Origin of the sequence: Sodalis ligni (assembly GCF_016865525.2) — a bacterium.
GTDB classification, from domain to species: Bacteria; Pseudomonadota; Gammaproteobacteria; order Enterobacterales; family Enterobacteriaceae; genus Acerihabitans; species Acerihabitans ligni.
On sequence record NZ_CP075169.1, the window covers coordinates 1,593,952 to 1,618,527 of the forward strand.

The window sequence follows — 24,576 nt, forward strand, 5'->3', positions numbered from 1 at the left end:
CATGAAGAGTATAGCGTTGACGCCTTCCCCCTGAAACAATTAGGGACTACTCTTCACGCCGCCGGTACAGTTTTATGCGGATTTTTCGCTTAGCAAAATAAGTTTGACATATTTATCAGAATAAGTCACAAATTCGACAGCAACAAGGTGACAATAATCACATATTGCTGGTATTTAATTTGCGTTGAAAATTAAACTTCCTACACTGCTGGTGATGGGGTCATTTAACGCGAAATTGGAAGCAGGCAGGGGTAACAGCCCAAAATTTGGGTTGTACAATAGGGTCTAAAGGGGAATCAAGGTGAATATACTCAGTTATCTACAGAAGATCGGCCGTGCGCTGATGGTGCCGGTGGCGACATTGCCCGCCGCCGCCATCCTGATGGGTGTCGGCTACTGGATTGACCCGGTGGGCTGGGGAAGCGACAGTTCGCTGGCCGCTTTTTTCATCACAGCCGGTTCGGCAATCATCAATAATATGTCTTTGCTGTTCGCCGTGGGCGTGGCGTACGGCATGTCCAAGGACAAGGATGGCGCGGCGGCGTTGTCCGGCCTGGTGGGTTTCATGGTGGTCACCACCCTGTGCGCGCCGGCGGCAGTGGCGATGATTCAGAAAATTCCGGTGGCCAGCGTTCCCGCGGCCTTCGGCAAGATCAATAACCAGTTCGTCGGCATCTTGGTGGGCATCATTTCCGCCGAGCTGTATAACCGCTTCAGCCAAGTCGAGCTGCCCAAGGCCCTGTCATTCTTCAGCGGACGGCGCCTGGTGCCTATACTGGTTTCCTTTGTGATGATCGTCGTATCGTTCATCCTGATGTATGTCTGGCCGGTGATTTTTAATGCCCTGGTGGGTTTCGGGGTGTACATCCAGCATATGGGCGCGCTCGGCGCGGGCATCTACGCCTTCTTTAACCGCCTGCTGATTCCGGTCGGCCTGCACCATGCGCTGAACTCGGTATTCTGGTTCGACGTGGCCGGCATCAACGACATTCCCAAATTCCTCGGCGGCGCGCAATCCATCGCCAACGGTACCGGTATCCCCGGCATCACCGGCCGCTATCAGGCCGGCTTCTTCCCGATCATGATGTTCGGTTTGCCCGGCGCCGCTCTGGCCATCTATCATTGCGCCCGTCCGGAAAACAGAAGCAAAGTGGCCGGTATCATGCTGGCCGGCGCCTTCGCCGCGTTTTTTACCGGTATCACCGAACCGCTGGAATTCTCCTTCATGTTCGTGGCGCCGGTGCTGTATTTCCTGCACGCGCTATTAACCGGTTTGTCGGTATTTATCGCCGCCAGCATGCACTGGATGGCCGGTTTCGGCTTCAGCGCCGGCCTGGTGGATATGGTGCTGTCGTCCCGCAACCCGCTGGCCGTGCACTGGTATATGCTGATTCCGCAAGGGATTGTGTTTTTCGTCATCTATTATGTGGTATTCCGTTACACCATCAACCGCTTCAATCTGCTGACCCCGGGACGTGAACTGGCCATGGCCGGCGATGAAGCAGACGGTTACGATGTCGATGTGGACGCTAACCCGGTAGCAGGCGGCAAGGCCGGCGAAACCGAAGTGCTGGCGCGCCGTTTTATCAGCTCGGTAGGCGGATCGGATAACCTGACCGGTATCGATGCCTGCATCACCCGTCTGCGCCTGAGCGTCAAAGACTCGGCGATAGTAAATGAATCCCTGGCGAAAAACCTGGGGGCTCAGGGGGTGATTCGTTTAAATAAAGAGAGCGTGCAGATTATCGTCGGCACCCGTGCCGAAATCATTGCCGATGCCATGCGCAAAGTGCTCACCACCGGCCCGGTGGCGGCGGCCAGGTCGGTTTCCCAAGCGCCCGCGGCGGCGCCGGTTACGCCGATTCATGCACCCCAGGACGCGCGTCCGGTTGTGGTCAGCCTGATTTCACCGCTGACCGGTGAAATCGTGCCGCTGGAGCAGGTGCCTGATGAAGGTTTTGCCAGCAAAGCCGTGGGGGAGGGGGTAGCCGTTCGTCCCACCGGTAAGCTGGTCTTGTCGCCCGCCAACGGGACGCTGGTGAAGATGTTCGGTACCCACCATGCATTTTGCCTGGAAACCGACACCGGCGCCGAAGTGGTGGTGCATATCGGTATCGATACCGTCAATTTGCAGGGGCAGGGTTTCACCTGTCTGGTGGACGAAGGCAGCAAGGTCACCCAGGGACAGCCGATTCTTGAGCTCGATCTGGAATATCTGAATGCCAACGCCCGTTCCATGATAAGTCCGGTGGTTATCACCAATATGGACCAGTTCGGTGCGATTTCCGCTACCGCTACCGGCCTGGTGATTGCCGGCGAAAGTAAATTGCTCGATATCACCGCGAAATAAGTCCTGAACCGTTCCGATGGTTGTCGATAAACGTACTGGGAGTCAATTAGTCGGGACGGGATGATAGAAAAGTAAACCGTCCGCGCCAGGGATGGCGCGGATCGAGCCTACAAGGACGTATTCACGGCGGGTTTACGATCTAGTATTCTGTCCCGACCGGGCACGTTGTCAATAAGCTACGGAACGGTAAACCGTCCCTCCATTTTTCCAGCCAAGCCCGTTTGCCCTTATCCCCCGTCCATTCCCTGCTTATGGTAGAATAGTGCTAACCGGCAACGCTCCGTCATTGAACGCCGAGCGGGCATCCGGCCAAGTCCGGCTTGAGATTTTTCGCAACTAACGGTTGTGTCGGAACCTGGCATGTTGGAACATATAGCCTTATGGGTATTAGAGGAATGAATGTCGTGCTTTCGTTTAGAGGAACATCAAGATGAGTGAGGCTGAAGCCCGCCCGACTAATTTTATTCGTCAAATTATTGATGAAGATCTGGCCACCGGGAAGCACACCTCCGTGCATACCCGTTTCCCGCCGGAGCCTAACGGCTATCTGCATATCGGCCATGCCAAATCCATTTGCCTGAATTTCGGCATCGCCAAGGATTATCAGGGAAAATGCAACCTGCGGTTCGACGATACCAATCCGGCGAAAGAAGATATCGAATATGTCGATTCCATCAAGCAGGACGTGAAATGGCTGGGATTTGAGTGGAGCGGTGAAATCCATTATTCCTCGGATTACTTTGATCAACTGCACGCCTATGCCATCGAATTGATCAACAAAGGGCTGGCCTACGTGGACGAGCTCTCTCCCGACGCCATCCGCGAATACCGCGGCAATTTGACCACTCCCGGCAAAAACAGCCCGTTCCGCGAGCGTCCGGTGGAGCAGAACCTGGCGCTGTTCGCCATTATGCGCAGCGGCGGATTCCCGGAAGGTTCCGCCTGCCTGCGGGCCAAAATCGACATGGCCTCGCCTTTTATGGTGATGCGCGACCCGGTGCTTTACCGTATCAAGTTCGCCGAGCATCATCAGACCGGGTCCAAGTGGTGCATCTATCCGATGTATGACTTTACTCACTGCATCTCCGACGCCCTGGAAGGCATCACCCATTCATTATGCACCCTCGAGTTCCAGGATAACCGCCGCCTGTATGACTGGGTGCTGGACAATATCACCATTCCCTGCCATCCGCGGCAGTATGAATTTTCGCGGCTCAACCTCGAATACGCCATTATGTCCAAGCGTAAGCTTAACCAGCTGGTGGCGGATAAGATTGTCGAGGGCTGGGACGACCCGCGCATGCCCACCATCTCCGGCTTGCGCCGCCGCGGTTATACCGCCTCGTCTATTCGTGAGTTTTGCCGCCGCATCGGGGTGACCAAGCAGGAAAACAACGTGGAAATGGCCGCGCTGGAAGCCTGTATCCGCGAGGATTTGAACGAATCCGCGCCTCGCGCGATGGCGGTTATCGATCCGGTGAAAGTCATTATCGAGAATCTGCCGGCGGGTTACGAAGAAGACGTCACCATGCCCAATCATCCCAACAATCCGGCGATGGGAAGCCGTCAGGTAGCCTTCAGCCGCGAGATCTATATCGATCGCGCGGATTTTCGCGAAGAGGCCAATAAACAGTACAAGCGCCTGGTGCTGGGTAAAGAGGTCCGTTTGCGCAACGCCTATGTCATCAAGGCTGAGCGCATCGATAAAGACCTGCAGGGTGAGATCACCGCTATCTATTGTTCTTACGATCCCGAGACCCTGAGCAAGGATCCGGCGGACGGGCGCAAGGTAAAAGGCGTGATCCACTGGGTTTCCGCCACGCGCAATATCGCGGCGGAGTTCCGGTTATACGACCGTTTGTTCAGCGACGCCAATCCGGCGGCGGCGGATGACTTTCTCGCCACCATCAATCCGCAATCCCTGGTAATCAAGCAGGGTTTCGCCGAGTGCGGCGTCCTGAACGCCAAGCCGGAACAGCCCTATCAGTTCGAACGGGAAGGGTATTTTTGCGCCGACAGCCGCTACTTTAGCCAGCAGCATCCGGTGTTCAACCGCACCGTGGGGCTGCGGGATACCTGGACTAAAATCGCCCTTTGACCGGCATGTTCAGTCCCATGCGGGCGGCGCCTATGGCGCCGTTGAAAGAGGACGAAGAGGCCTTGGCAAAGGTCAGCGCCGTATAAGGTAGGGGTTTGCGGGTAAACAGGCCGGTACGCTCCACGAGCCGGTCATAGGGGAAATCCGCCATATCCATCACGCCGCCCCCCAGCAAAACGTAATCGGGATCGAACAGGTTGATCCCGGTTGCAATGGCTTTTGCCGCCAAATCCATAAACTCCGCCAGGCTCTTTTCATTTCGGGCATAGGTGAAAATCTCAGTCAGCGGGTAGTCCCGGGGCGCTCCGGCGTACCAGCGGGCCAGGGCCACGCCGGAGCACAGGGTTTCCAGACAGCCCGGATTGCCGCAGCCGCAGCGGGCGGCGGGATCCCCCAGGGGGATGTGGCCGAGTTCGCCGGCGACCCCGTGCGCGCCGACATAAGGGGCACCGTTCAGCCAGACCCCGAAACCGAAGCCGGTCCCCAGATAGAAGCCCAGAACCAGCTTATCCGCTATCTGCCCCTCGGTGACGTCATAATACAATTGCATATTCACATCACGTTCAAAGGTCACCGGGCATAAAAAATTCTCTTCCAGGCAGGTGGCCAGATCGGTGAATTCCCCGGCATCGCAAGGCAGGTTGGGCACGGAAATAATGGTCCTTTTATCCCGGCCGATGGAGGCGGGAAGACCTATCATCAAGGCGGCGACATCCGCCTCGCGGCCTGACAGATGCCCCTTGATAAAGGCTACCAGCCCCTTGGCCAGGCCGCCGGCTATCACCGGTTGGGTTCTTTCCTTATCGGTTATCACTACCTGGCCGTGAGCGGTTAATAAACAGATCCTGATATGGGTGGCGCCCATATCCACCCCTACCACGACTTTTTGGCGTTTACGCATGGCCGTCAGCCTCGTTCTGGGCATGCTGGATATTCGCCTGCATGATTTGCCAGGCCTGGCGGATATCGGCGGCATTGTTGAATAAACCGGAGGAGCCGACGATAAACACATCCGCGCCCGCCTCAATCAAGGATTTAAACGTCCGCTCATTGCACGAACCGTCAATTTCGATTTCATAGCGCAGCCGATGCTGTTCGCGATAGCGTTTCAGCTCCCTGATTTTATCCAGCATTTCACTGATAAAAGGCTGGCCGGCAAAACCGGGATCGACGGTCAGCACGGTAATTTTATCCGCGAGATGGATATAATATTTCATGACCTCCACCGTGCTTTCCGGACTCAGGATAAAACCCACCTTTAGCCCCAGGGAAGTGATTTTATCCACCACCCGGAACGCCTGGCCGGAAAGCGTTTCGGGATGCAGGGTAATCATACCGGCGCCGGCGGCGGCCAGTGTTTCGATATAATCCTCGGGATTGGTGACCATCAAATGGCAGTCCATGGGCTTGGTGGCCAGACGTTTTACCTGCTCGACAAAAAACGGCGACAGCGTCAGGTTGGGCACAAAATGCCCGTCCATGATATCGATATGCAGATAATCGGCGTGACCATCGATAAATTCGATCTGTTCTTTAAAATTGCTTAAATCCATACACATCAGAGAAGGCGAAATTTTCATATCGGGCCCCTATTTACTGATCAGCCGATCTAATGCCACGGCGGCGATAATTAATCCCCCCATGACCACTAATTGGTAATACGTTTGTACTTGCAGAATATTCAGTCCGTTATTGATGGTACCTATAATCAAACCGCCGATAACCACGGAGAAAATCCGCCCTTTGCCGCCAAAAAAACTGGTTCCGCCGATGATGGCGCTGGCGATGGCATAGGTCTCAAAACCGATACCGGCCAGAGGTTCCGCCGCCCCCAGGCGCGCGGTCGACACCACGCCGGCCAGCCCGGCGCAGATGCCGGAAATGATAAATACGATAAGAATGTGGAATTTGACATCGATGCCGGAAAAGAAGGCGGAATTCTTATTCCCCCCCAGGGCGTAAATGTTGCGGCCAAGACGGGTATGGGAGGTGATGAACCACAGGATGACGGCAATCAACAAGGCAAAGATCACCGGGACCGGGATCCCTAATGGACTGGCGGCGAAAAAATTAACGAAACCGAATGAAAAGCCATAAACCGAATTGGCATCGGAAATAACCAGCGTGACGCCGCGGAAAATCGCGTTGGTACCAAGGGTAATGATAAACGGATGCAGGCCGGTCCAATTCACCAGACAGCCATTAATAGCCCCGAGCAGTCCGCCCACCAACACTCCGCCGATCAGCGCCGCCGATAGAGGGTCAAGACCCGCCAGCATCAATTTTGCCGTTACCATGCCGGACAACGCCAATACTGCCCCAACCGACAGGTCGATACCCGCCACCAGTATGGCAAAAAATTCCCCCATGCCGATAAGCACGGTAACCGACCTTTGCACCAGAATCTGAGTGATATTATTGGCTTTTAAAAAATACTCACTGGATAAAGAACCAAAGATCGCAACGATAATGGCCAGGATAAAAAAGGTGCCGTATTGATCCCAAAATTTCTGGAAGTTGAACTTGGACTTATCCATTTTTATTTCCCCTAATTTTGTGGTAGCGCCCATTTCATGATATCCTCTTCGCTGATAGATTCGTTATTATCAAGAATATTGGCCAGTTGCCCTTCGCAGAATATGGCGATGCGATCGCAGACAGATAATATTTCCTGTAATTCAGAAGAGACCATTAAAATAGTCTTGCCGGTAGCAGCCAGGTTACGCATCACTTTATAAATTTCCGCTTTGGCGCCGACATCTATACCACGGGTGGGTTCATCAAAAATAATAACTTCCGGTTCACAGCATAGCCATTTTGATATCAATACTTTCTGCTGATTACCGCCGGAAAGTTCAGTGATATTTTGATCCACCGAACTGCATTTCAAAGACAATAATTCTTTTTGCTGCTCAGCTAATTCGCGCTCGCGCTCTTGGTTGAATAAACCCATGGCGCCCTTGAAACCACCATCTTTCAGGCTTTTACTGATGGCTATATTCTGGGCGATGGAAAAATTCTCAAAAAATCCGTTTTCGCGCCGGCTTTCCGTGATATACCCCATGCCTTTTTTCAAGGCGTCCAGAGGCGACGAGGGCGTGATATCCACGTTATGCAGCTTAACCCGGCCGGTACTGGTGGGCTCAACCCCGAAAATACAGTTCATGAATTCCGTGCGGCCTGAGCCCACCAGGCCGGCAAACCCCATGATTTCGCCTCTTTTCACCGTAAAGGAGATATGTTTCACCCGGCGTTTGTCTTTGCTGGTGATATCGCAGACTTCAAAAATGGTGTCGGCATCCTCCACGCCGACGCTCTCCTTCATGGCGCGGAACCGATTTTGCAGTTCCCGCCCCACCATCATCCGAACGATATCGTCATTGGTAACGTCGGTGACCCGTCCGGAGGCCACGCTGTTGCCGTCTTTCATGACCGTGAACCGGTTACAGATCCGCCGGATTTCGTTCAGCTTATGGGAGATATAGACGATGGCAGTGCCATCTTGCCGCAGCTGATTCATTATCAGGAAAGATAATCCACCTCGTTATAGGTTAATGAAGAGGTGGGTTCATCCATAATAATAACCCGCGCATCCAGCATTAAGGTTTTAGCGATTTCCAGCATCTGCTTTTGGCTGATGGAAAGGTTACGCACCTTTTCATCCAGCCTGACTTTAATCCTACCCGCAATAACATGATGGCCGCTTTGGTCCGCATCTCCTGCCAGTCTACCCGATTAAATCCCAAGGTCCTTTTAACCGGCAATCGGCCGATAAACAGATTTTCCAACACGGTAAGTTCATCAATAACGCTCAGCTCCTGATATATAATACCAATACCCAGCTTTGCGGCTATTTTATGATCCAGTCTATTGTATTCAATATTATCAATGGTGATTTTACCCGCCGTCGGTTCATAAATGCCGGAGAGAATTTTCATCAGGGTTGATTTGCCGGCGCCATTTTCTCCCAATAACGCATGTATTTCATGGGTGAAGATTTCAAAATCAACGGATTTTAATGCCTGCACGGGTCCGAAACTTTTAGCGATCCCTTCCATTTTAATATATGGCGCGGTCATATCATTCTCCGGCGTATGCATGTTATGCAGATTTAATCGCTATTTGTCGGGATTATTTCGTCACTAATATTGAATCCACGGTGACAATTTTAGGCTGGGCATTCAATGCTATCAGCTTTCCGGATTTAACCGAGTCCACCAAAATAGCTAGGCCGTTGGCGCCGATTTCCGCCGGGTTTTGCGCCACGGTGGCGGTCATCATTCCCTCGGAAACCATCTTACGGGCTTCCGGCACCCCGTCGGTGCCCACCACCAGGATATGTCCGGTTTGTCCGGCATTGGCCACCGCCTGGGCTACCCCCATTGCCATGGTATCGTTAGCGCAGTAAAACGCCTTGAGCTTGGGATTACGCTGCAGGACATTGGTGGCGACATCCAGCGCCTTGATGCGATCCCAATCCGCCGGCTGGCTGGCGACCAGTTTGATATTGCTGTCGGCTTTGAACGCTTGGGTGGCGCCGACACGGCGCGATTCACCGGAAGCATTGCCGGCCTTGCCTTCAATAATGGCCACGTCGCCGCCGTCTTTACCCAGTTTGCCAATAATGTATTTGGCCGCGCTGGCGCCGACGGTAACGTTATCAGTGGTAATGAAGGCTTCCACGTTGCCTTTGGCTTTGGTGAGGCTGTCCATATCGATTTTTTCATCGAGATTCACCAGGTGAATGCCTTGCTGATAAGCCTTGGCCACCGGGATAACCAGGTTTACCGAAGATAAAGGCGCAAAGGCGATGCCTTTATAATTTTTATTGGTCAAATCCTCGAACAACTGTAATTGCGATTGAAAATCCCCCTCGGAGGGTGATGCGAAAATATCGACGGTTACACCCAGCTCCTTTGCCTTTTGCTCAACGCCTTGTTTCATTTCCACCCAATAAGGATTGGACAGGGTTTTCAATACGACGGCGTAATCGGCTGCCGCCCGGGCCGCCACGGTGGACAACATCAACCCGCAGGCCGCACTGCCGACAAATTTAATGAATTTATTCATTTTTTATCTCCAAGAGAGAATTATTTATAATCACGCTTCAGATACTGGGTAATGGCACTGGTTTTTTCCAAATTTTTATTAGCTAAATCAATATCCTGCCTGGCTACCGAAACAAAAAACGCATCCAGCAGGGTCAATTGCAGAATACGGGCCGAGGCATTCCTGCCCAGCAGCGGCGTTTCCGGGGCCGGTGAACAGATGTTGAAATCCGCCAGCCGCGCTATGGCTGAATTGCTGCTGTGGGTAATGCAGATAATTTTCGCCCCGTTGTCCTTGGCAATTTCCACCACCCGCTTGAGATCGGTGGTGCGGCCCGAATGGGACACCACCAGCGCCGCATCGCCGGGCTGTAACAGGGATGCCGACATCATCATCAGGTGGGCATCGCGGAATGCGGTGCAGCGTAGGCCGATTTTCAGGAATTTGTGCTGAACGTCGGTACAAATTGAATTCGAGCCGCCGACGCCATAGAGTTCACGCTGGCGGGCATTGAAAAAACAGCGGGCGGCCTGCTGGATCTCCTGCGCATCGACAATGGCCTGGCCTTCAACGATGGTGCGTACCGTGAGGTTAAACACCTTATTCACCAGATCCTCCGGACTGTCATCCGGCGACAGTTCGGCGGTAATATCATGATCCGCATGATCAAAATATTCGACAATCGCGCTGCGTAGCTGCCGAAAACCGCTGAAGCCCAGAATTTTCGACACCTTGACAATCATGGCTTCCGACATGCCGAGGCTTTGCGCCACCTCTTTAATGCCGGAAATATGGCTAAGATTGCCTGGCGTTAAAAACCACTCCACGATTCGGCTTTCATTTTCGGTCATCCCTTCTTGCTTGATGCGAAGATAGGGAGCGATGCCGATACCTCGGGGCATGGCGCCGTTCAGTTCCGATTCAGTCATTTTCAGATCTCTGATTATCATTGCTGACGGCACTATATCAACATAGGATGCATAACAAATATGCAGCATACTTCACGTTTTAAAATAATTTATAAAGTTAGTGCTTTTTGTAAAAGTAATGCCGGGCATTGCTAATGGCGCCGTGAAAACGACACCGAAGCCTTACTGATAAAATATTATTATAATACAATAGGTAACATGTATTTTTAGCGAAGATTTTTTTTCGCTTGTGGATTTGAACAGCAGGGATGAGAATTGATGGGTGTGTTATTGTTTTAAATATTTATAATAAATTTTAATTTGTGAAGTTTCTTATGCTGACGCGATTCCGCGGCGCAGGCTCAACGGGCTGTGGCCGCCTGGCCGGCATGAAGGGGCTGAGTAGCGAATGGAGTGAAAGAATTAACGGCAGCGGGATAAGAAACGGGACGGCATCAGTCCATGTGCCATCGGCAATTTGCGGAATAACCAAAACCACCCGTTTCAGCAGTGGTTTTCAAGCTTTGAACGATGCCCTGTGTCGCTATGGTTACTCTTTAAGGCTGTGCACCGCTTCGTCAACATCATGATCGTGCAGGGTCTCATCCTCACGGCAATTACCGACTTCACAATGGCCATAAAGATATAAACTGTGATTAGTGAGTTTGATATTGTGTTTTTTAGCGATATCCCGTTGGCGCGCTTCGATAAACTCGTCACGAAATTCAATGACCTTGCCGCAATCGAGGCAGATCAGGTGGTCGTGATGATGTTGCTGCGTCAGTTCAAAAACGGATTTACCGCCTTCGAAATTATGGCGGGTGACGATCCCGGCGTCATCAAACTGATTCAGTACGCGATAAACGGTGGCTAAACCAATCTCCTCACCCATATCGATCAGTTTTTATAGAGATCCTCCGCACTGACGTGATGGCATTCCGGATCTTGCAGCACTTCCAGAATTTTAAGTCTGGGAAGTGTGACTTTCAGGCCGGCCTTCTTCAATGCAATATTATTGTCAGTCATGCGGGTTTAGTCCTGTTGCTTTGATAATCTGATTGTAGGCTAATGTAGCCTATAACAATGGTCGGCCTGAAAAATGTAACGCCGTCTCATTATAGGACTGCCTGTGTAAAATGAAAACCGCGGCCTTTTTACAATGATAGTCTGTTTAAGGTGAGGCAAGTTTTATCACATTTCATTAAAATCGGTCTAACCGCCAGGCTATTGTACTGCTTTGTGGATGAAAGTTAAAAACTTGTATCTATCGATTTGAAAGGAATTATATATCAACAGCTTCAACCGGCCGTCAACGCTATGGACGGCACGGGTTTAGCCGGGAAACCCGGCGGCGGCTCAGCCGAGCTTGAGTTCGGCGCTGATTTGTTTTACCCAGGCGTCCACGCGGTCATTGGTCAGCTCTGGCTGGCGATCTTCGTCTATGGCCAAACCGATAAAATGCTTATCGTCCGCCAGACCCTTCGATGCTTCAAAATGGTAGCCGGCGGTAGGCCAATGACCCACGATGGTGGCGCCATGGGGTTCGATGATATCGCGAATGGTGCCCATGGCATCACAAAAATATTCGGCGTAGTCTTCCTGATCGCCGCAGCCGAACAGCGCTACCTGTTTTCCCGTGAAATCAATGTCTTCCAATGTGGGGAAAAAGTCGTCCCAGTCACATTGCGCTTCGCCGTAATACCAGGTGGGAATGCCCAGCAGCAGGGTGGAGAATTGTTCCAGGTCCTCTTTGCTGCTTTTGGCAATGTCATGCACTTCGGCAACATCGGCGCCCAGCTGCTTTTGAATCATTTTGGCAATATTTTCGGTATTGCCGGTGTCACTGCCAAAAAAAATGCCTACGCTTGCCATGAATTTGAAAACCTCTTAAATATTAAGGATATGGTTTACCAGACGATCAACCGGCTTTTCGGGAAATAATCGTGCAATAATAGCAGACCCTCACAGCGGGAGAAACTCGTTCAACCGGAGTTTTATCGCAAAAGCCGGTCTTTTCCGGTCCCGGACGGCGAGCCCGGCCTTAATCTTCCTTGCCGGCGGCATCCTGATGCCGTTCCAGCTCGGCCAGCAGGATTTGTTCAATCAGCTCGCTGCGGGAGAGATCGTGCTGAAAAGCCAGCTCGTTTAATGCAGCCACCGCCTGCGCATTGATTTTTAACTCAACCCGGCGCAGACCCCGCACCTTGTCCCGGCGCAATTGATTGCGTTTATTGATTCGCAATTGTTCATCACGGGAAAGCGGGTTGGTTTTCGGGCGCCCCGGGCGTTTTTCATCGATAAACAAATCCAGGGTGGTGCGGTCCGTTTGTTCTTTTGCCATAAGTCGTGAAGGGATTGTGCATCCAAAAGCGGGCGGGTAAGTCCTTGCCGGTAAACATAGCAAGCCATATTACCCCACCCCGGTGATAAACGACAATGATTAACACTGCCGGATGGGTAAACCGGCCGGTCGCGGTTAGCTCCCCAGGGAATCCGCCAGAAACCGCACAACGGCGCGCAGCGTCGCTTCAGGCTTTTGGGCATGCACCCAATGGCCCGCGCCGGCCACCACGTGGGCCCGCGCCCGTGGAAACTGCCGCCGGATGGCTTCGCTGTACTCCTCCTTCACATAGGGGGAGAGGCCGCCGCGGATAAATAATACCGGCCCGTCCCAGGGCGGTATTTCCTTCCAGCCGATAAGCGCCGGATAGTTTTCCCATAATGCATCGATATTAAATCGCCACGCGCCCTGGGAAAAGGATTTCAATAAGAACTGAATAGTGTCCTTATCGTCGATATCCTGTTCCATCAGCAGCGCCGCCTCGCTACGCTGCGCCGCTCCCGCCTTCTCCACCCGTCTGAGAGGCGGCGAATACCGAGTCGTGATGGCGGGTGGGATAGGCCACCGGCGCGATATCAATCACCACCAGCGCGGCGATGCGATCCGGCATCAGCGCCGACAGCGCCATAGCCACCTTGCCCCCCATGGAGTGGCCGATAATGATGCATTTCCCCAATTGCAATTCGTCAAGCAAGGCCGCCACATCCCCGCTCATGGCGCCATAACCGGCCTCGTCGTCGTGGGGCGAAAGGCCGTGATTGCGCAGATCGATTTGCAGGGTGGCATGATTTTCCCCCAGCGGGCGCGCCAGTACGCCCAGATTGTCCAAACTGCCGAACAGGCCGTGCAGTAATACCACCGGCAAAGCGTTTCCCGGTTGCCGGGCCGGTTGCAAACGATAATGTAATTTCATCCCGATCCTCGTGTCGACAGCAAAGGCGACTAGCGTATCATGAGGTATTGACGCCTGCGCCGCAAAAAAGGGTATCAATCCCCGCATCGCCGTCGGGGAAATTCCGACTTTATGCCAAAGCCGGATACTAGCGCTGTTCGCGGGGCCGGTTTAGCTTGTATAATCCTGTTGATTGATTTAAGAGAAGAAAGCCCCCGGATAAAGATGAAAACAATCGAACTCGACGAAGACCTCTACCGTTTTATTGCCAGCCACACCCAGCATATCGGCGAAAGCGCCTCGGACATCCTGCGCCGGATGCTGAAATTTTCTCCCCAGGCCAATGAGCCCGTCCGTCCGGCATCCGCCGCGCCGGCAAAAACGGAAGCCTCGACCCCGGCCCGGGATCGCGTCAGGGCGATGCGTGAATTATTGCTCTCGGACGTCTATGCTGAACAAAACAAGGCGGTAGAGCGTTTCATACTGGTGCTGTCCACCCTTTATTCCTTGTCGCCCGCCGATTTCTCCGAAGCGGCGGACGTGCTGCGCGGCCGTACCCGGACCTATTTTGCCGGCGATGAGCACACGTTATTGCAAAACGGCAGCCATACTAAACCTAAGCAGGTGCCGGGAACGCCCTACTGGGTTATTACCAATACCAACACCGATCGTAAACGGGGTATGGTAGAACACATTATGCTGGCTATGCAGTTCCCGGTGGAACTGACAGATAAAGTTTGCGGCACCATTTGATAAACGACAGCCAATGGAGAAGCACCGATGGCTAATAGCCCCCGTGCCGGACAACCCGCCCGGCAAAGTGATTTGATTAACGTGGCGCAGTTGACCTCGCAATATTATGTTTTGCGGCCCGAGCCAGGTAATGCCGCCCATGCGGTGAAATTCGGTACTTCAGGCCATCGCGGCAGCGCGGGGCGCCACAGTTTCAACGAAGCCCACATCCTGGCCATCAGCCAGGCGATTGCGGAAGAACGTCAAAAACAGGGTGTTACCGGGCCTTGTTATGTGGGCAAAGATACCCACGCCCTGTCCGAACCGGCCTTTATTTCCGTACTGGAAGTGCTGAGCGCCAACGGCGTGGACATCATCGTCCAGCAGGATAACGGCTTCACCCCGACGCCCGCGGTGTCTAACGCCATTTTGGTCCACAATCGCCGCGGCGGTCCCCAGGCGGACGGCATCGTGATTACGCCTTCGCACAATCCGCCGGAAGACGGCGGCATCAAATATAATCCGCCCAACGGCGGACCGGCCGACACCAATCTGACCAAAGTCATCGAAGAGCGCGCCAATGCTCTGCTGGCGGATGAACTGCGGGGCGTGCGGCGCCAATCCCTCGACGCGGCCTGGAACAGCGGCCGTGTCCACGCCCAGGATCTGGTGCAGGCTTATGTGGAAGGTCTGGCGGAGGTGGTGGATATGGCGGCCATCCAGGGCGCCGGCCTCAAGCTGGGCGTCGACCCCCTTGGCGGCTCGGGCATTGCCTATTGGCAGCGCATCGCTGAGCATTACCAGCTGGATTTAACGCTGGTCAATGAAGAAATCGACCAGACGTTCCGGTTTATGTATCTGGATCATGACGGCATCATCCGCATGGACTGCTCGTCGCAGTGGGCCATGACCGGTTTGCTGTCGCTGCGGGACAAGTTCGATTTGGCGCTGGCCAACGATCCCGATTACGATCGTCACGGCATTGTCACGCCCGCCGGGCTGATGAACCCGAACCATTTCCTAGCGGTCTCCATTGATTACCTGTTCCAGCATCGCCCGCAGTGGGGCGCCGACGTGGCGGTGGGTAAAACGCTGGTGTCCAGCGCCATGATCGACCGGGTGGTTGAATCCCTGGGCCGCAAGCTGGTGGAAGTGCCGGTGGGCTTTAAGTGGTTCGTCGACGGCCTGTTTGACGGCAGCCTGGGTTTTGGCGGCGAAGAGAGCGCCGGCGCTTCGTTCCTGCGGTTTGACGGCCGTCCCTGGTCCACCGATAAGGACGGCATCATCATGTGCCTGCTGGCGGCGGAAATCACCGCGGTCACCGGCAAGAATCCGCAGCAGCACTATGACGAGCTGGCGCAACGCTTCGGCGCTCCCAGCTATAACCGTATCCAGGCCCCGGCCACCCATGCCCAGAAAGCCGTTCTGTCCAAGCTGTCGCCGGATCAGGTTGGCGCAAGCATGCTGGCGGGGGATGCCATTACCGCCCGGCTTACCACCGCCCCCGGTAACGGCGCCTCCATCGGCGGCCTGAAAGTAATGACCGCCAACGGCTGGTTTGCCGCCCGGCCTTCCGGTACCGAGGAAGCCTATAAAATTTATTGCGAAAGCTTTCTTGGGCCGAAGCACCGCGAACAAATTGAAAAAGAAGCGGTGGATATCGTCAGCGAGGTGCTGGCGGGGGCGAAATAACCCAACCCGTAGCCATTGCCGTGGAGCAAGCCCTCATGGGTGGCTCACGGCGTGTTGGCGAGCGGGTTGTCCCGGCCGGGAACGTTGTCTGTGAGGGTTCAGGCGCTGATAATTCAGCGCCTTTGTGCACGAGGGTTTGAGAGGACGGCGGAGTCTTCCCGCCTTCGATTCGATTGCGCTGAGCGTGGCGCACCCCGTGCCATTTTGAACGTTTTCGCTCTAACGGTTTTGTGCCGGTAAGTTATTCTCCAGCAGGCCAAGCCATGGAGGGAATGAGGTCGATTCATCAGCACGTCGGAAAAGCGAGATTAATTCGCTGAATCCTAGAGGTAAGGGGGTTTTCGCTTCCCAGCCCAATAACGCTTTCGCACGATGAGGATTGCCAACAAATCTGGAAACGTCGAACGCGCGAGAGGGTGCATCATGGATGCCAATCTCGATTCCGTCGGCGGCCAGGGATACCGCAAGGCGAGCCAGCTGATTTAGCGTAACGCCCTGACCCGAGACGAAATGGACGGGAGGCAAGAGCTCTTTCTTCCCCGTGGCTTCCACTAAACGAAAGAGTCCTTCCGCCACATCGGAAACATGGGTAAAGTCAAATGTGTTTGCCCCGCCGTCCACCCTGAGCTCTCCGCCGAAAGCCGCGGTTCTGGCAAATGCCACCGCAACGCGATCGGCATGATCTGAAATGGCTCCATAGACATTGGAAAACCTGCAGATATTGGCCCGGATTCCTGAGGAAACCGCGTCATGAATCAGACGTTCCCCCTGGACTTTCATTTTTGCATAGGCATTTAGCGGCAGAAGCTGAGCATCTTCATGGACAGGCAATTCCGTTGAATTTCCATATACCTCTCTGCTGCTGGCAAATATGATCCACGGTTTTTTCTCTTTATCGGCGACCGCTTTCAACAATGTCCTTAAACCTGCGACATTCACCGAGTAAGCTAACTCGGGATGTTCTTCCGCCCATACCACACGGGAGACCGCGGCTAAATGCACAATGCCTTCTACACCGTGCAGCGCATGCCGGAGAGTATCGGCACATCTAATATCCTCCTGTTGATTGCGTCGAATATCAAATTCCTGTGCGGCAATACCGGCTTTGCGCAGGTAGCGAAGCAAGTATTGGCCAATGAGACCCTGGGATCCTGTTACTAGTATCATCGTCGGCACCTTCCTTATGGCTTTAAGAGAACAATCAATGTCAGAGAGAGTAAGTTATTCAGATTGAAAATAGTCTATTGTTTTTTATAATTTAGCCTGCATTTAACTTAACTCGTGATGCTTTTAATGATCCTGCTGATAGCGGATTTACTAATAGACTTGAAGTGATGATTACTTTATCAAGTATATCTGTTTCCTACTATCAGGTAGTGTTGATTTACACCATACAGTGAAGAAGATGGTAATATAAAAAGATAAGATACACTACCATCAAAAGATGGGTGAGCACGATTTATTTTATATAAATATATGTTACATGGAAATCTAAAATAATGTATCAATTATAAATATATACTTTGTTTACTCTACTCCATTTATAAACTATGCCATTAATATCATATGTTGACTTAGCTTTTATCATTCAGTAGCTTTAATATCAATTTTTCATAAAAGTAATTAATAATAGTTCGACTTAAGGATATAAATATGCGAGCTAAGAGAGCAAATGAAAGAGTTAATCCTTATTGGGAAATAATGATGTTTTCTCTAAATCAATATGCCGGACGGCGATTGCACATTATATGTCTTATTAGTGCATCTGTTTTATTAACCTGCTCGGAGCTGTTCATACCGGTTTTGTAGGGCGCCTGGTTGATATCATAACCCAAGGAGCCGACCATTTTCGGGGCACGGTTTCATTATTAGCGATGATTGTCATTCTCGACATGAGCTCGGTTATTTTAAGGGATATTATCTTCCGCGTGATAATATATTTCACCTCAGGATCATGCGATCATTGACAGTGAATGTCTTCAGCCATATCCAGCGATTACCCACGGAATGGCATATTCACAACCTTGCCGGCGCCACCATACGCAGGCTGAGTCGTGGAGTACTTGCCATGGATCTATTCAACTATCTGATTTTCATAGAGCTTATTCCAAGCGCTTTTATATTGATTGGGGCTACGTTCATTATCGGGCTGCACTGGCCGATTGTGGGCGTCGTTGTGGGGGTCGGTCTTTTGGCTTTCGTCTGCATAACGCTTTTACTGATCCAAAGATATATTTCTCCTGCCGCAAAAGTTGCCAATGACGCCGATGCCGTGCTGAACGGCACCATTGCCGATGCCATATCATGCAACATGCTGGTAAAGAGCTTTGCTTCCGAGCCAAAGGAAGAGGCTCGGGTCAGGCGCGAGGCCGAGGCGTGGCGTTCGCATCTTATGTGTTTTTGGCATCGGAGCGCTACGGCGGGAAGTATCCAGTATGGAATGCTAGTGGCCTTGAACGGCGTATTGATTGGTACAGGATTGTGGTTATGGCAGCGTGGTTATGCTTCCCCAGGTGATGTGACCTACATCATCACTACCTATGCCATTATCAATGGATATCTACGCGGTATGGAACACAACATTCGCAGCCTGCAGCGTTCAGTGAATGAGATGGAAGATTTGGTGACTTTCAATAAGGTGCCTGTAGAAGCCGGAAGGGATGAAACTGTCACCACAAAAGCATTAACGGGGATCAATTGTTTTAAAATATTGATTTTCGCTATCCCGGCCAGGATAAGCTACTTTATAGAAATTTCAATTTATCCATCGCGGCAGGTGAACGCATTGGGGTAGTAGGACATTCGGGTGGAGGAAAAACAACGTTCGTAAAGCTGCTGCAACGGCTTTACGAGGTAGAGCGAGGCACGATCAGAGTTGATGGCATTGATATAAAAGATGTTGATATTGAATATTTAAGAAATCATATTTCCATAGTGAGTCAAGAGCCTTTGCTGTTTCACCGGACCTTGTTGGAAAATATCGGCTATGGTAATGAGAATGTTTGTTTAGCTGATATTCACGGCGCGGCCAAGCGTGCCCGGATACACGATTTTATTATGAGTTTGCCCGAGGGTTATGACACCGTCGTGGGTGAGCGCGGTCTGAGATTATCCGGCGGCGAGAAACAGCGTGTAGCGATCGCGCGGATCATGCTAAGCCAAACGCCGATAATCGTCCTTGATGAAGCCACCTCCAATCTGGACAGTATCTCAGAGGCGGAAATCCAGAATGAGATTGAAAAAAGCTGGTCAGGTCGAACTCTTATCGTTATTGCTCATCGTCTTTCTTCTGTAAGAGATATGGATCGCATTCTGGTGTTCGCCGATGGGCAGATTGTCGAAGAAGGAGATCACGAAACTCTTCTACTTAAAAAAGACGGGAATTACAGGGCGCTTATGGAAAAGCAAAACAGATATTGCCAAGCGACGTGACGTTGGCATCGGCAGCGCTGGCGGCCATGGCAGGATGCAGCCCTCGACATTTAGATATATCTTTTCTTGCATTTCCGATTTAGGTGATCTAACTTAGATATATCTAATTAGTTGTATCTAAGAAACAGGAGATAACCTATGTTTTTCCATTTACATCATCATCATGCCTGCCGGGATACCGGCGAAGGAGCGCGGGATACCGGCAGGGGGCCATCGCCATGGCGGCGAAGGCCAATCTCGCCGGGCAGCTTTATTTGAGAGCCGGCGCGGCGGCGATGATTTTCGCGGCCGGGGCTTTGGCGGCGAACGCCACGGCGATGATTTTCGCGGCCGGGGCTTTGGCGGCGAACGCCACGGCGATGATTTTCGCGGTCGGGATTTTGGCGGCGAACGCCACGGCGATGATTTTCGCGGCCGGGGGTTTGGCGATGAGCGCCGCTGCGGCGATTTTCGCGGTCGGGATTTTGGCGGCGAACGCCACGGCGATGATTTTCGCGGCCGGGGGTTTGGCGATGAGCGCCGCTGCGGCGATTTTCGTGGCCGGGGCTTCGGCGGTGATTTTCATGGCCGCGGCAGAGGTGAAGATCGTGCCGGCGGCCATTTCGGACATGGACGCGACAGCGGAGGGCGGCATGATGGCGACCATCGGGGACGGCGTCCGCTGGAGCACGGCGATCTGCGCTTGGTGCTGCTGGCCCTGGTGGCGCGCAAACCCAGCCACGGTTATGAATTGATCAAGGCTATCGAGCAGGCGTCTTCCGGTTTGTATGTGCCCAGCCCCGGCGTGATATATCCAACCTTAAGCCTGCTGGTGGACCAGGATTTCATCAATGCCGCCAGCCCGGACGGGCAAAGCCGCAAAATCTATCAAATCACTGCCGAGGGACAGGCGGAGCTGGCCAAGCACCAGCCGCTTATAGATGCTGTTTTTACCCGGCTTTCGCAAATCGGCAGGCGGCGTGAGGGCAGTCTGCTTCCCGGCATCAGCGAGAGCCTGGATAGGCTAAGAGGGTTGCTGCGGGGTAATATGATGCGCGCCGATCTGACGCCGGAGCAGGTTGAGCGCATCAATAACGCGCTGCTTACCGCGGTAAAAAATATCGAGGCGGAATTGATGGCGGCCCCCGATGCCGGCGCGGCGCAAGACTGATGCAGCGAGGGACGATGCTTTTCAGGGCGGCTTACCGGCCGCCCGGTTTTATGCCGTTCCCAATACCGGCTAACCCAGCGCCACCATCAGCGCGCCGGCGGTTATCAGCACTACGCCGGCACCCGCCACCCGCGCTACCTTTTCCCCAAACAGCAACACCGCCATGACCACCGCGAATACCACGCTAAGTTTATCAATGGGGGCGACCTGCGAGACATTACCGGATTTTATCGCCATAAAATAAAATAGCCAGGATAACGCGCCGGCCACTCCGCTCAATAAGATGAATGCCAGGGCTTTTTTGTCGGCCAGGATATCGCTCACCAGACTCATCTTACCCTGCACCACCACCACGCCTACCAGAAACAGCGCCATGACCACCGAACGGACGGCAGTTGCGCTGTTGGCATCCAAATGCTGCAATCCGATTTTACCAAAAATCGCCACCAGCGAGGCGGTAAGCGCGGAAAGCAGGGCGTAAATCAGCCAGGTACTCATAGGCGTGTCCATAAAATTGAAAGTTCTGATGATACAAGCCTCTGGATAGCGTGACCAGATTTTGTGAGCAGGTTCACATCCTGTCAGGACATAAAACGATAGCCGATGCCGGTTTCCGTAAGCAAGTGACGGGGGCGGGCCGGATCTTCTTCGAGTTTTTGCCGCAGATGCCCCATGTATATCCGCAGATAATGGCTGTGTTCCACCGCGTTGGGGCCCCATACCTCGCTCAGCAGTTGGCGCTGGGTGACCACTTTGCCCTGATGGGACAGCAGTGTGGCCAGCAGGCGGAATTCAATGGGCGTCAAATGGAGTAGCTCGCCGTCCCGCGTCACCTGGCGATTGACCAGGTCTACGTTGATGGCGGCAAAGGTCACCGTCGACGGTTTGTCTCCCCCCCGCAGCGGATGGCGCAGGGAGACCCGTACACGGGCCAGCAGTTCACCGATACCGAAAGGTTTGGTCAGGTAATCGTCCGCCCCGGCGTCCAGGGCGTCAATCTTGTCCTGCTCATCGCTTCGGGCGGACAGCACCATCACCGCAACCGAACTCCATTGGCGCAGGTCGCGAATAAAATCAACGCCGTTGCCGTCCGGCAAGCCCAGGTCGAGAATCACCAGATCCGGCTTGCGGGTAGCCGCCTCAAGCAGGCCGCGGGCCATATTTTCCGCATCGAAGACCCGGTAACCCTCCCGCTCCAGGGCCTGGCGGACAAAGCGCCGAATGGCAGCCTCATCTTCCACAATAAGAATATTCACTGTCATGGCGCTCATCATCCCATCCTTATGGCATTGCCCGGTTTGCGAAGCGGCGGCGGGTGGAACCCAACCTAAAACAATGTCACCACGCCGGGACATTATCCACTTAAATATCATTGCGGTGAATCCCCCTGGCGCCGGCGGCGGCCGAATAGCGAATCATCGCGGATAAACCGGCAAGACTTTTGTTAAAAGCCGGCCACCGGGCGCGGCATAATCGTCTACGCTTTGCTGAACAAACAATAGTCTAGGAGGGCCCTGAATGAGCAATAAAATTCCTGTCGGCATCAGTGCCTGCCTGACGGGAGATGCGGTGCGTTTTGATGGAGGCCACAAACGCCTCTCTTTCGCCATGGATGAGCTGGCTCCTTATGTTCGGTTCAATCCTGTTTGTCCAGAAATGGCCATTGGCCTGCCGGCGCCGAGGCCCTCTTTGCGGCTGGTGAAGGATAGCGGCGGTCGCATCAGCCTGCGCACCGGCAAAAGCGGTAACGATACCGATTTGACGGAATCCATGCAGCGGTTCGCCCGCGAGCGAAGCCGGCAGCTGACGGATCTTTGCGGTTTTATTGTCTGCGCCAAATCCCCCAGCTGCGGTATGGAGCGGGTGCGGGTTTATGATGGCGCCGGCTCGCGGAAAAACGGGGTGGGCCTGTTTTGCCAAGTATTGATGGCTGAGTTGCCTTGGTTGCCGGTGGAGGAGGACGGACGGCTCCAGGATGCGCTGCTGAGGGAGAATTTTGTCGGACGGGTATATACGCTGTATGAATTTAATCAACTGCTGCGGGAAGGGCTGACTCGCGGTGCGTTAATGGCGTTTCACCGGCGCTACAAGCTCTTGCTGCTGGCCCATTCCCAACCGGAGTACCGTCGCATCGGGCCCTTTGTAGCCGCCATGGATCGCTGGGAGTCGCTGGAGGCGTTCGCCATGGAGTATCGCCTTCGTTTGATGACGCTGCTATCCCATAAAGCGACGCGTCCCAACCACACCAATGTGTTGATGCATGTGCAGGGCTATTTTCATCGTCACCTGACGCACAAACAGCGGGAGGAATTGTCCCTGCTTATCGACAGCTACCGGCGGGGCGTGCAGCCGCTGCTCGCGCCCCTTGCGCTGGTAAGACATTATATGGCCGAGTATCCCGACCCGTGGCTATCGCAGCAGCGATACTTCGAGCCCTATCCGGAGGCGCTGCGGCTGCGTTACGGACACTAACGGCAAGGAAGAACATGAAAAACCATATCGTCTGGCTGCGAAACGATTTACGCATCCATGCCAATCCGGCTTTATCAGCCGCCTGTTCCCGGCCGGACGCACGGGTGACCGCATTGTTTATCGCGACGCCGGGACAATGGCGAGCCCATGACATGTCGCCCCGTCAGGCAGATTTTCTGTACCGCAATCTCATCGAACTGCGGCGTGCCCTGGCGGATCGCGGTATTCTCCTGCATTACCATCAATGTGACGATTATGTTGCCGCGGCGGCCTGGCTGGCGGATTTTTGCCGTCAGCGGCAAGCGGATGCATTGTTTTATAATTATCAATATGAATATAACGAGCGCCTGCGCGACCGGGCGGTAGAGCAGGCCCTCGACGGCCATGTGATATGTCAGGGATTCGACGACGGCGTGCTGCTGCCGCCGGGGAGCGTCACCACCGGCGATGGGGATATGTACAAAGTATTTACCCCTTTTCGCGCCGCCTTTATCCGGCGGCTGAGAACCGAAGACCCTCACTGTCTGCCGGCGCCGGCGCGCCGCGACGCAACTCCCCAAGATCCGATTGACGAATTGGTGCCTTTCGATTACCCGCGCCGGGAGACCGAGGGTTACCCCGCCGGCGAAGAGGCCGCGTTATCCCGTTTGCGCGACTTTTGCCATGAACGGCTGCAGGGCTATTCCCTTGGAAGGAACCAGCCCGCCCTGGACGCCACCAGCCGGCTGTCCGCCTACCTCACTCTGGGGATATTGTCGCCGGTACAGTGCTACAACCGGCTGCGCACCGCCTGCCCGATAGTGCTGGATCAGGCCGACAGCGGGGCATTCAGCTGGCTGAATGAATTGATCTGGCGGGATTTTTACCGTCACATCATGGTTTTTTATCCCGACGTGTGCCGGCACCGTCCCTTTGTCGCCTGGACCCGCCATGTGGCCTGGCGGCGGGATGAGTCCTTGCTGACCGCCTGGCAACAGGGCCGCACCGGTTTTCCTATCGTGGATGCCGCCATGCGCCAGTTGAACGAGACCGGCTGGATGCATAATCGTCTGCGCATGATCTGCGCCAGTTTTTTGGTGAAGGATTTATTGATTGATTGGCGGGAGGGAGAGCGCTATTTCATGCGCCGGTTAATCGACGGCGACCTGTCGGCAAATAACGGCGGCTGGCAATGGGCCGCCTCCACCGGCACCGATGCCGCGCCCTATTTCCGTATTTTCAACCCCGCCACCCAGGGGCGCCGGTTTGATGAACAGGGCCGGTTTATACGGCGCTGGCTGCCGGAACTGGCGTCCGTGCCGGATAAATTTCTCCATGAACCCTATATTTGGCCTCTGGCCGAGCAAACCGGACTGGATTATCCGCGGCCGATCGTTGATCATGGACAGGCACGTCAATCCGCCCTGGCGGCTTATCAAGCGGCCAAAGCACAAAATTCGGCTCCCTCCCCTGGGTAGCCG

General features: G+C 53.7%; 18 protein-coding genes and 4 pseudogenes. 9 read left to right on the forward strand and 13 right to left on the reverse strand.

Features of this window, described 5'->3' with window-relative positions; all coding sequences use genetic code 11:
• Positions 1–301: 301 nt before the first annotated feature.
• Positions 302–2,350: an N-acetylglucosamine-specific PTS transporter subunit IIBC gene (gene nagE / locus GTU79_RS07500; RefSeq protein ID WP_203522317.1), complete on the forward strand. Its 2,049-nt coding sequence runs from the start codon at positions 302–304 to the stop codon at positions 2,348–2,350.
• Between the two features lie 430 nt (positions 2,351–2,780).
• A complete protein-coding gene (glnS, locus tag GTU79_RS07505) occupies positions 2,781–4,448 on the forward strand; it encodes a glutamine--tRNA ligase (RefSeq protein ID WP_203522316.1) in 1,668 nt (555 codons plus the stop codon).
• On the opposite strand, the gene alsK is transcribed toward glnS, so the two are convergent.
• The 10 genes and pseudogenes from alsK to GTU79_RS07555 all read right to left on the reverse strand — a co-directional run bounded on the left by alsK (position 4,432) and on the right by GTU79_RS07555 (position 13,659).
• The gene (gene alsK, locus GTU79_RS07510; protein ID WP_203522315.1) at positions 4,432–5,349 is read right to left on the reverse strand and encodes an allose kinase; all 918 of its coding nucleotides are present in this window, start codon (positions 5,347–5,349) and stop codon (positions 4,432–4,434) included. The genes glnS and alsK overlap by 17 nt on opposite strands.
• Entirely contained in the window at positions 5,342–6,028 is a 687-nt protein-coding gene (alsE, locus tag GTU79_RS07515; RefSeq protein WP_132922815.1) for a D-allulose 6-phosphate 3-epimerase, read from the reverse strand. The genes alsK and alsE overlap by 8 nt, the downstream gene beginning before the upstream one ends.
• Positions 6,029–6,037: 9 nt before the next feature.
• The gene (alsC, locus tag GTU79_RS07520) at positions 6,038–6,985 is read right to left on the reverse strand and encodes a D-allose ABC transporter permease (RefSeq protein ID WP_420854158.1); all 948 of its coding nucleotides are present in this window, start codon (positions 6,983–6,985) and stop codon (positions 6,038–6,040) included.
• 11 nt (positions 6,986–6,996) lie between these two features.
• Positions 6,997–8,527, reverse strand: a pseudogene (gene alsA, locus GTU79_RS07525) (D-allose ABC transporter ATP-binding protein AlsA).
• Positions 8,528–8,579: 52 nt separating this feature from the next.
• On the reverse strand, positions 8,580–9,518 hold the full coding sequence (alsB, locus tag GTU79_RS07530; RefSeq protein ID WP_132922812.1) for a D-allose transporter substrate-binding protein: 939 nt from the start codon (positions 9,516–9,518) through the stop codon (positions 8,580–8,582).
• Positions 9,519–9,538: 20 nt separating this feature from the next.
• The gene (gene alsR / locus GTU79_RS07535) at positions 9,539–10,426 is read right to left on the reverse strand and encodes a transcriptional repressor AlsR (RefSeq protein WP_203522312.1); all 888 of its coding nucleotides are present in this window, start codon (positions 10,424–10,426) and stop codon (positions 9,539–9,541) included.
• A 529-nt stretch (positions 10,427–10,955) separates the two neighbouring features.
• A pseudogene (gene fur / locus GTU79_RS07540) lies at positions 10,956–11,431 on the reverse strand (ferric iron uptake transcriptional regulator).
• Positions 11,432–11,761: 330 nt separating this feature from the next.
• Entirely contained in the window at positions 11,762–12,277 is a 516-nt protein-coding gene (fldA, locus tag GTU79_RS07545) for a flavodoxin FldA (protein WP_203522311.1), read from the reverse strand.
• A gap of 169 nt (positions 12,278–12,446) precedes the next feature.
• Complete coding sequence (ybfE, locus tag GTU79_RS07550) at positions 12,447–12,746, reverse strand: LexA regulated protein (RefSeq protein ID WP_203522310.1); 300 nt, start codon at positions 12,744–12,746, stop codon at positions 12,447–12,449.
• Between the two features lie 135 nt (positions 12,747–12,881).
• Positions 12,882–13,659, reverse strand: a pseudogene (locus GTU79_RS07555) (alpha/beta fold hydrolase).
• A gap of 204 nt (positions 13,660–13,863) precedes the next feature.
• Here GTU79_RS07555 and seqA point away from each other — a divergent pair.
• Positions 13,864–14,391, forward strand: a complete 528-nt coding sequence (gene seqA, locus GTU79_RS07560; RefSeq protein ID WP_132922806.1) for a replication initiation negative regulator SeqA — start codon at positions 13,864–13,866, stop codon at positions 14,389–14,391.
• 27 nt (positions 14,392–14,418) lie between these two features.
• Entirely contained in the window at positions 14,419–16,062 is a 1,644-nt protein-coding gene (gene pgm / locus GTU79_RS07565; protein ID WP_203522308.1) for a phosphoglucomutase (alpha-D-glucose-1,6-bisphosphate-dependent), read from the forward strand.
• Between the two features lie 219 nt (positions 16,063–16,281).
• On the opposite strand, the gene GTU79_RS07570 is transcribed toward pgm, so the two are convergent.
• Positions 16,282–17,229 (reverse strand): NAD-dependent epimerase/dehydratase family protein, encoded by a 948-nt coding sequence (locus tag GTU79_RS07570; protein WP_203522307.1) that lies wholly within the window; start codon positions 17,227–17,229, stop codon positions 16,282–16,284.
• Positions 17,230–18,016: 787 nt separating this feature from the next.
• Between GTU79_RS07570 and GTU79_RS07575 the strand changes: the two genes are divergently transcribed.
• The 3 genes and pseudogenes from GTU79_RS07575 to GTU79_RS30135 all read left to right on the forward strand — a co-directional run.
• Positions 18,017–18,856, forward strand: a complete 840-nt coding sequence (locus GTU79_RS07575) for an ABC transporter transmembrane domain-containing protein (protein ID WP_253073506.1) — start codon at positions 18,017–18,019, stop codon at positions 18,854–18,856.
• Positions 18,847–19,494 (forward strand): ABC transporter ATP-binding protein, encoded by a 648-nt coding sequence (locus GTU79_RS07580; protein WP_253073630.1) that lies wholly within the window; start codon positions 18,847–18,849, stop codon positions 19,492–19,494. Before GTU79_RS07575 ends, GTU79_RS07580 begins: the two co-directional genes overlap by 10 nt.
• Positions 19,495–19,957: 463 nt before the next feature.
• A pseudogene (locus GTU79_RS30135) lies at positions 19,958–20,644 on the forward strand (PadR family transcriptional regulator); the annotation flags it as partial.
• Positions 20,645–20,713: 69 nt separating this feature from the next.
• On the opposite strand, the gene GTU79_RS07590 reads toward GTU79_RS30135, so the two are convergent.
• Both GTU79_RS07590 and kdpE read right to left on the reverse strand, forming a co-directional pair.
• Positions 20,714–21,142, reverse strand: coding sequence for an EamA family transporter (locus GTU79_RS07590; protein WP_214513815.1), 429 nt, complete (start codon positions 21,140–21,142; stop codon positions 20,714–20,716).
• Positions 21,143–21,225: 83 nt separating this feature from the next.
• Positions 21,226–21,906 (reverse strand): two-component system response regulator KdpE, encoded by a 681-nt coding sequence (kdpE, locus tag GTU79_RS07595; protein WP_420854159.1) that lies wholly within the window; start codon positions 21,904–21,906, stop codon positions 21,226–21,228.
• Between the two features lie 256 nt (positions 21,907–22,162).
• Here kdpE and GTU79_RS07600 point away from each other — a divergent pair, with 256 nt between their 5' ends.
• Together GTU79_RS07600 and phrB are read left to right on the forward strand one after the other, a co-directional pair.
• Entirely contained in the window at positions 22,163–23,116 is a 954-nt protein-coding gene (locus GTU79_RS07600; protein ID WP_203522302.1) for a YbgA family protein, read from the forward strand.
• 14 nt (positions 23,117–23,130) lie between these two features.
• Positions 23,131–24,573, forward strand: coding sequence for a deoxyribodipyrimidine photo-lyase (gene phrB, locus GTU79_RS07605; RefSeq protein ID WP_203522301.1), 1,443 nt, complete (start codon positions 23,131–23,133; stop codon positions 24,571–24,573).
• The last annotated feature ends 3 nt before the right edge of the window (positions 24,574–24,576 follow it).